Origin of the sequence: Pseudomonas sp. Sample_16, from assembly GCF_004307665.1 — a bacterium.
Lineage (GTDB): Bacteria > Pseudomonadota > Gammaproteobacteria > Pseudomonadales > Pseudomonadaceae > Aquipseudomonas.
The window spans coordinates 28,879-36,644 of the sequence record NZ_RCOB01000142.1 but is presented as its reverse complement, the minus strand read 5'-3'; the positions used below and the strand labels follow the sequence as shown (position 1 = coordinate 36,644).

Here is a 7,766-nt window from a genome sequence, read left to right as displayed (position 1 = left end):
TTGATCAGCGCCATGCCGTAGGCCTTGACCTCGTCGGTCGGCTCGGTGGGCTGGTGCGGGTACTCGACTTCCACCAGATACGGCGGGCGATGGTGCTTGAGCCAGGTTTTCAGGCGAACCCGGGTCAGGCCCTGGGCGACGAATTGCAGCTTGCCGTTCTCGCGACTGGCGTGATGCACCTTGACCAGCGTGCCGTACAGCGGCAAGGCCGAGGTGTCGAAATGGCGCGGGTCTTCCTGGGGCGTGTCCATGTAGAACAGGGCCAGGGAATGGTGATCGGACTTGGCGACCAGATCGAGGGTCTCGGCCCACGGCTCTTCATTGACGATGACCGGCAGCACCTGGGCCGGGAAGAACGGTCGGTTGTGGATCGGGATGATGTAGACCTTGTCCGGCAGGTTCTGGCCGGGCAGGGCAAGGCCTTTGCCGGGAGTGTGGTGGGTGGCGTTTTCCGGGTCTGCGTATTCGCTCGGGTCTTCAGGGAATTCTTGCTGGTCGCTCATGGGGGCACCTGCGCAATGGGTATGGGTCTTAGATGGGGCAGGTTGGCGGTGGTTTCAATGCATGCCTTGGCGTTAATGAATCATTCGAAGGTGTGTTCAGCAGGGATTCAGGTTAGCTGGACTGTGGCGCGGCGCATTGATTCAGGGGAGAGAAAACCTGTCCACAGTGCACAGTCCTGTTGCGCCAAGGACGCACCTGACTGTTCTGCCAGTTCAAATCAGTGGTTCGTCAGTTGCCCCGGATCAGCGCAAAGTTTCTCGGTGACGAGGCGCTGATCGTGTGCAGTCTTCGCGAATCTGCAAGCCATCGACGGCCAGTGGCGCTTCGATTCTGCGGTATCGCGACAACTCCGGTAGCGCGGGTGCGCCGATCACCAGAAGTGCGCCGGCCTGGTCCCCCGAGAGCGCGCCGGCGCCGCATATTTTCGCCGCGCCACCGGCCTTTTCGATGACGCGAATGAGTTTGGCGATATTCCTCGGCACCACGCCGAGGCTTTCCAGCGCGGCTTCGTATTCTTTGAGCAGGTGCTTGAGTGTCGCGGGCATCAGGACCGGCCGCTGCAACAGCCCCCGGAAGCGTTCAGCGGTGTGACGCATGCGTTTTAAAAGTGCATTGTCGGGGCCTTCGAGCCGTTGGCGGGTGGCGGCGATGACTTGTCCGGTGGTCTCACGGGCGGCGCCGGTGTCGTAGAGTTGTACGTCACGCAACTGCAACCACGCCGTGCTTTTAGGCCAGGCGATCAGTTTGAAATTGCCATCGGCCATGGGGCGCCGCTCGACCGTCGAACCCAGCAGGCTGGTGTTGTGATCGATCCCTGACGGTTGGCCGTGCTGGTAACGTTCGATGCTCATCGCTACCGATTCCAGCGGGTGTTGTCGCGGTTGCAAATCGAAGAATCGCAACAGCGCCGCGGCCAGACTGACAGCCAAGGCGCCTGAGCTGCCAAATCCGCAATGGATGGGAATGGTCGACTCCACCCGCACGGAAAATCCCCGCCATTGATTCGGTGTCAGCTTGCGCAGCACTACGCCAATGGCACATTTGATCAGGTAATCGGCGTCGATTTTTCCAGTGAGGGTAAAACCCGGGATACGCAATTGGGCCTCGCGACTCGGGTAGTCGAGCAATGTTGCCAGTGTGTAACAGCGATGATGGTCAAGACCGGGCAACTGCAACTCTATGTATTGGTCGTTACGGGGGCGCACTTGCACGTCGCAATACAGGCCCAGTGATGTGGCGATTGCCGGACAACCGTGAAGGAGGGCGTGCTCGCCCATCAGGATGATTTTGCCGGGTGCGCGGGCTTGTATGGTGGTGGCTGTCATGGTTCAGCTTCCCGGCTTTCGCATGTTGCCGTTTGCATGTCGGGCGCGTAGCGGCCTTGCAAGGCCTGATTGGGTGTGAGGCATGAAGGCTCCGCGGGTCATCCATGAGTACGTGTTCACGGTTGATGATGCGCAGCGGAGATGCGGAAAGATACTGTGAAAGTTGACAGTTTTTTAGAACGATTGGCGATTGATCGGTACGCCTCATCAAGTAGCAGACCAGGCCCGGACACACAGACAAAAAAGGCGACTCCCTCTCAGGAGTCGCCTTTTCCGGTTAACCGCCGTTAAAACTTATTCCGACAGTTTGTAAGCAATCACATAGTCACCCTGTTTGGTGCCCAGTGAACCATGACCGCCGGCGACGACGAGCACGTATTGCTTGCCGTCCTTGCCGGTGTAGGTCATTGGCGTGGTTTGTGCGCCGGCCGGCAGGCGGCCTTCCCACAGTTGCTTGCCGTTTTTCACGTCGTAGGCGCGCAGGTACTGGTCGAGGGTGCCGCTGAGAAAACCGACGCCACTGGCGGTGGTGAAGGTGCCGCCCAGGCTTGGCACGCCCATGCTCAGAGGGATCGGCACCGGCGAGCTGTCGCGCACGGTGCCGTTCTTGTGCATCCAGATTTTCTGCTGGGTCGTCAGGTCGATGGCGGCGACATAACCCCATGCCGGCGCCTGGCAAGGCAAGCCCATCGGCGACAGCAGCGCTTCGAGGACTACGCCATAGGGCGCGCCCTTGTTCGGCTGCACGCCTTCGGTTTCGCTTTTGCGCGGGCCTTGGGCGGCGATTTCAGCGGCCGGGATCATTTTCGATTTGAAGGCCATGTAGCTCGGGTTGACGAAAGCGATCTGACGCACCGGGTCAACCGAGATACCGCCCCAGTCGAACACCCCGAAGTTGCCTGGATAAACAATCGAACCCTGCAGCGATGGCGGCGTGAACGGACCGTCGTAGCGCATGGATTTGAAGTCGATCCGGCAGATCAGTTGGTCGAATGGCGTCACGCCCCACATATCGCGTTCTTGCAGCGGTGGCGGCATCAGGTTGAGGTCGGATTTCGGTTGGGTCGGCGAGGTATGATCGCCTTCCACCGCGCCTTGCGGCACCGGCACTTCGTTGATCGGCACGATGGCCTGGCCGGTGCTGCGATCGAGCACGTAGATGCTGCCTTGCTTGGTTGACGCCAGGACGGCCTGCTTCACGCCATTGGCGGTTTTCAGGTCCATCAGGGTCGGCTGACCACCGACGTCCATGTCCCACAGGTCATGGTGGGTGAACTGGAAGTGCCAGCGCACCTTACCGGTGGCGATGTCCAGAGCGGTCAGGCCCGCGGCGTGCAGTTCCGATTCAGGGGTACGCGCGCCACCGAACTGGTCCGGGGTCTGGTTACCCATCGGCAGGTAGAGCATGCCGAGTTTTTCATCGACCGCGAACATCGACCACATGTTCGGCGAGTTACGGGTGTAGACCTTGCCTTCGGCGATCGGCGTGGTGTCGTCCGGGTTGCCGCTGTCCCAGTTCCACACCAGTTTGCCGGTGTGCACGTCGAACGCACGGATCACGCCGCTTGGCTCGTCGGTGGAGACGTTGTCGGTGACGTGACCGCCAATCACCACCAGGTCCTTGGTGACCGCTGGCGGCGAAGTGGAGTAGTAACCACCGGCCGTGAAGCCGCCGATGTTGGCGCGCAGGTCGACCTGGCCTTTGTCGCCGAAGTCTTCGCACATTTTGCCGGTGTCGGCGTTGAGGGCGATCAGGCGGGTATCGGCGGTTGGCAGGAAGATCCGGCGCGGGCAGACACTGGCCACCGGTGCGCTGGCGCTGCCGGTCGGGCTCTGCTCGGAGGCGTACACCGCGTCATCGTGATAGGTCACGCCACGGCAGGTCATGTGCGCCCAACCCTTGAAGTTCGCCGCGTTCTGCGTGGAGAGCTTCGGATCGAAACGCCAGATTTCCTTGCCGGTGTCCGGGTCCAGCGCAATCACCTGGCTGTGCGGCGTGCACACGTACAGCATGCCGTTGACTTTCAGCGGGGTGTTTTCGGCGGTGGTTTCGCCCGGGTCGTTCGGCCCTGGCAGGTCGCCGGTGCGATAAGACCAGGCTTGCACCAGTTTGTGCACGTTCTGCGGGGTGATCTGCGCCAGTGGCGAGTAACGGTCACCGTGGGCGCTGCGGCCGTAGGAGTTCCAGTCACCCTCCGGCATGGCCGGGGCGGTGTTGGTCATGCCATCGACGCTGTCGCGGTCCAGTTGACCCTTGATTTCACCGGGGTTGGTGAACTGGCTGGCCAACGCGGTAACGCCAGCGAGCACCACGGCCACACCCAGCGCGCCGGTGCCCATCGGTGCGGCACCGTCACGCAGCAACGGACGACGAAACCACGGCAGCAACATCACCAGGCCCAGCGCAAACAGCATCGCCAGGCGCGGCACCAGTTGCCACCAATCGAGGCCGACTTCCCACAATGCCCATACGGTGCTGGCGAACAGCACCAATGCGTACAGGCCCAGTGCGGCGCGGCGGGCCAGCAACAACAGGATGCCGGTCAACGCCAGGCCGATACCGGCCAGCAGGTAGTACAGCGAGCCGCCGAGCATGCTCAGCTTGATCCCCCCGGCCAGCATGGCCAGGCCCATTAGCAGAAGCAGTATGCCAAGCAGGCTTGGCCATAGACGGCTTCGACCCAAGGCACCATCAGTGCTCATAGTGTGATTCTCCGTGACGTTTCAAGTAGTCCCGCGCAAGTTCACTGTAGATGACGATCCTGTGCGGGCAGGGTTCAGATAAAAACCGGTTGGTTGATGCCATTCCTGTAGGAGCGAGGCTTGCCCGCGAAGACGGTGTGTCATTTGGCATTGAGGCTGCCTGACCCACCGCCATCGCGGGCAAGCCTCGCTCCTACAAGGGCTTTGCTTGTTTTTTAGAACGATGACTGGATCTTGATCCCGCCGATCAGCGCGTCATCGACGTCGTTCACGCCACCGGGGTGGCGGATGTATTGCAGGTTCGGGCGCACGGTCAGCCAGTTGTTCACATGAACGCCGTAATAGAGTTCGGCGCTGTATTCGGTGTCTTGCGGCGGCAAGTAGGCTGGATCGTCGTAGTCGAAAACCGCGTGGGCCTGGTTGGTTGCCTCGGCGTTCTTGCGATACGCCGGGTTGACGTGCACGCGCGCCATGGCGAAACCGATATCGTCCCTGGCGCGAGCGTCGAACAGGCCTTTGTAGACGACGCCGGCCTGGACGTAGTTGTCGATGGCGTTGGTTTTCTTGTCGTGCATCGTGCCGTTGGCGAACACGCTCAGGCCGCGGGAGTGGTCGCTGGCGATGCTGGTGATCTGCTGCTGGATGCCGAGCCACACACCATGCTTGCTCGATGCACTGCGGTAGGCTTCGCCACTCAGGGCGGCGGGCTGGCCATTGCTGTCTTTGTAGACGTCGGTAGCGTTGGCGTTGCTGTAGTAGTAACCAACGCGGTATTCGCCCGGCAGGCCATTGAGCCTGGGCGTCCACACCAATTCCACCGGGAGAATCGCGCCTTGGGTGCCGCTGCCACTGAGCTTGAAGCCGTTGTCGCGATCAAGGTTCGACGGGTTTTGCTCGTACACGCCGACCTGTGCGTACAGTTCGGGCGTCAGGTGATACTTGACCCGCATCGCCCACTGGCTGACCGGCCAGTTGTACCAGATGTCCCCCGCCCAGTTGCCGACCTGCGAGCCGCAAAATGCCAGGTTCTGGAAATCGCACGGGAAACTGTTGAAGTCTTCGCCTTCACCGAAGCGGCCGACCTTGATGTCGAGTTGCTGATCGAAGAATTTCTGCTGATACCACATCTGTGTCAGGCGCCAGGTCTGGCCGCGGCCCCAGACTTCCTGGGCCGATGTGAAGCCGCCGACACGCGGATCGTTGATGCGGTCGTTGCTGATGTTGTTGCCGCTGCGTTCGGTGATGGTCAGCTGAAATTCGGCGTCGTCCCAACCGAGTATCTTTTGCAGGTCCAGGTGCGTACCCATACCAAACTGGTCGCTGTAACGCGCCGTACGGTCGTGATCGTAACCACCGTGCAGATTGCTGCCCATTTCACCGGTGTAATCGATTTTGAAGTCGTAGCCCTTTTCCGCCAGTTCTGTACGCGTGCCGTTCCAGTCGCCGAGCATCCACGGTGAATCGCTATCGAAGGCCGGGGCAGCCTGGGTACAAGTGGCAAGGCCAAGCGCGGTGCAGCCACCGAGCATTTTCAGGACTTTTCGACAGGCGACCGGCATTGAGACAGCGCTGTCTTGAGAGGGCGGGAAATCAGGCATAGAAGGAAATTCTTAATCTTTTTCTAAGGAATGAACGACGCGTAGCAAGATGGATGAAGCGTTTCAGCGATAGCGGGGCGCAAGCATAATGTTCTGTTACAAATAGAGAAAGCGCTTTTCCTGACATGCATCCTTTCTAAATTGGTAACAGTCACGACCTATTACTGTAGGAGCGAGCCTGCACGCGATGAATTCAAGAGCGCCGCGAGGCGTCTGCAATCCAGCGTTATCGTTGACGACCAACGCTGACAGGCTCGCTCCTGCAAGGGGCCGCAATTCACCTACATTTAGCGAATAGCGCATGCAGCGCTTCCACCGCAACAGCCGCTCGGCTAAGGTGCGCGGCTTCCCCATTCCAACATCGCTGAAGGCCCGGCATGACCGAACAGAACAACGACCCGCTGCATGGCGTCACCCTGGAGCAGATCCTCAATGTCCTGGTCGAGCACTACGAATGGTCGGGGCTGGCCGAACGCATCGATATCCGCTGCTTCAAGAGTGACCCGAGCATCAAGTCGAGCCTGACGTTCCTGCGCAAAACCCCGTGGGCACGGGAGAAGGTCGAGCGCTTGTACGTGAAACTGATACGTACCAAGCGACCGCTCTGAACATGTTCAAGGCGCCTGCCGTGCGACGTCGTTTCGTGGCCGTGGCTGCCATCCTCGGTTGGGCCGGTTTGAGCATCCAGATGTACCTGATCTTCCATTCACGCTGGACGCTGGGTGCCAGTCTGCTGGGTGGGCTGGTTAGCTTCTTCAGCTATTTCACCGTGCTGAGCAATACGCTGGTGGCCACAGTCCTGACCTGTGAACTGACCTCGCGCGAGTCGGCTGTGCGTCGCTGGTTTTTACAGCCGTGGGTCAGCAGCGGCATCGCCGTGAGCATCGTCGTGGTCGGGCTGGTGTACAGCCTTTTATTGCGCCATCTATGGCATCCCGAAGGTTGGCAATGGCTGGCCGATGAGCTGATGCATGACGTGATGCCAGGGTTGTTCCTGGTTTACTGGTTGTGTTGCGTACCCAAGGGTTTTTTGCGCTTGCGCCATATCGCCCTGTGGATGATTTATCCGCTGGTGTACTTCGGCTATGCGCTGTTGCGCGGGCATCTGCTGGCGGTTTATCCCTATCCGTTCATCGATGTCGAGAAGCTTGGTTATCCACAGGTGTTCGTCAATGCCGGAGGCTTGTTGCTAGGGTTCGTGCTGATTTCAGTTTTGCTGATTGGGCTGGATCGGTGGCGAGCGGCGAGATGCTGAATGCTTTTGTGGCGAGGGAGCTTGCTCCCGCTGCGCAGCCGAGCGGGAGCAAGCTCCCTCGCCACAGGAGTCATGTCAGGCTGAATCACTCATCATCGCCAGCATTCAGCTTCCAGTAACCAACGGGTGGTGATTCCAGTTTTGCTGATTGGGCTGGATCGTTGGCGAGCGGCGAGATGCTGAACGCTTTTGTGGCGAGGGAGCTTGCTCCCGCTGCGCTGCGAAGCAGTGCCAACACCTGCGAAGGGGAACTTCAGACGTACCCGGTTTGCCGATGTTGCGACTGCTGCGCAGCCGAGCGGGAGCAAGCTCCCTCGCCACAGTAATCATGTCAGGCTGAATCACTCATCATCGCCAGCATTCAGCTTCCAGTAACCAACG

Annotated in this window: 6 protein-coding genes; 2 read left to right on the top strand and 4 right to left on the bottom strand. The window is 60.1% G+C overall.

Annotated features, from left to right (window positions below; genetic code table 11):
• From D8U69_RS19065 to D8U69_RS19050, 4 genes are all read right to left on the bottom strand, one after another.
• Positions 1 to 503: LON peptidase substrate-binding domain-containing protein (locus tag D8U69_RS19065; RefSeq protein WP_177434582.1), on the bottom strand; the 503-nt coding region annotated here is incomplete at its 3' end.
• Between the two features lie 243 nt (positions 504 to 746).
• Positions 747 to 1,829, bottom strand: coding sequence for a hypothetical protein (locus tag D8U69_RS19060; RefSeq protein ID WP_130907909.1), 1,083 nt, complete (start codon positions 1,827 to 1,829; stop codon positions 747 to 749).
• A 294-nt stretch (positions 1,830 to 2,123) separates the two neighbouring features.
• The gene (locus D8U69_RS19055) at positions 2,124 to 4,532 is read right to left on the bottom strand and encodes a glucose/quinate/shikimate family membrane-bound PQQ-dependent dehydrogenase (protein ID WP_130907908.1); all 2,409 of its coding nucleotides are present in this window, start codon (positions 4,530 to 4,532) and stop codon (positions 2,124 to 2,126) included.
• Positions 4,533 to 4,747: 215 nt separating this feature from the next.
• The gene (locus D8U69_RS19050; RefSeq protein ID WP_130907907.1) at positions 4,748 to 6,130 is read right to left on the bottom strand and encodes a carbohydrate porin; all 1,383 of its coding nucleotides are present in this window, start codon (positions 6,128 to 6,130) and stop codon (positions 4,748 to 4,750) included.
• Between the two features lie 377 nt (positions 6,131 to 6,507).
• Between D8U69_RS19050 and D8U69_RS19040 the strand changes: the two genes are divergently transcribed.
• Both D8U69_RS19040 and D8U69_RS19035 read left to right on the top strand, forming a co-directional pair.
• Positions 6,508 to 6,738, top strand: coding sequence for a VF530 family protein (locus tag D8U69_RS19040; RefSeq protein ID WP_130907905.1), 231 nt, complete (start codon positions 6,508 to 6,510; stop codon positions 6,736 to 6,738).
• Positions 6,739 to 6,740: 2 nt separating this feature from the next.
• A complete protein-coding gene (locus D8U69_RS19035; RefSeq protein WP_056855217.1) occupies positions 6,741 to 7,385 on the top strand; it encodes a Pr6Pr family membrane protein in 645 nt (214 codons plus the stop codon).
• Positions 7,386 to 7,766 lie beyond the last annotated feature (381 nt).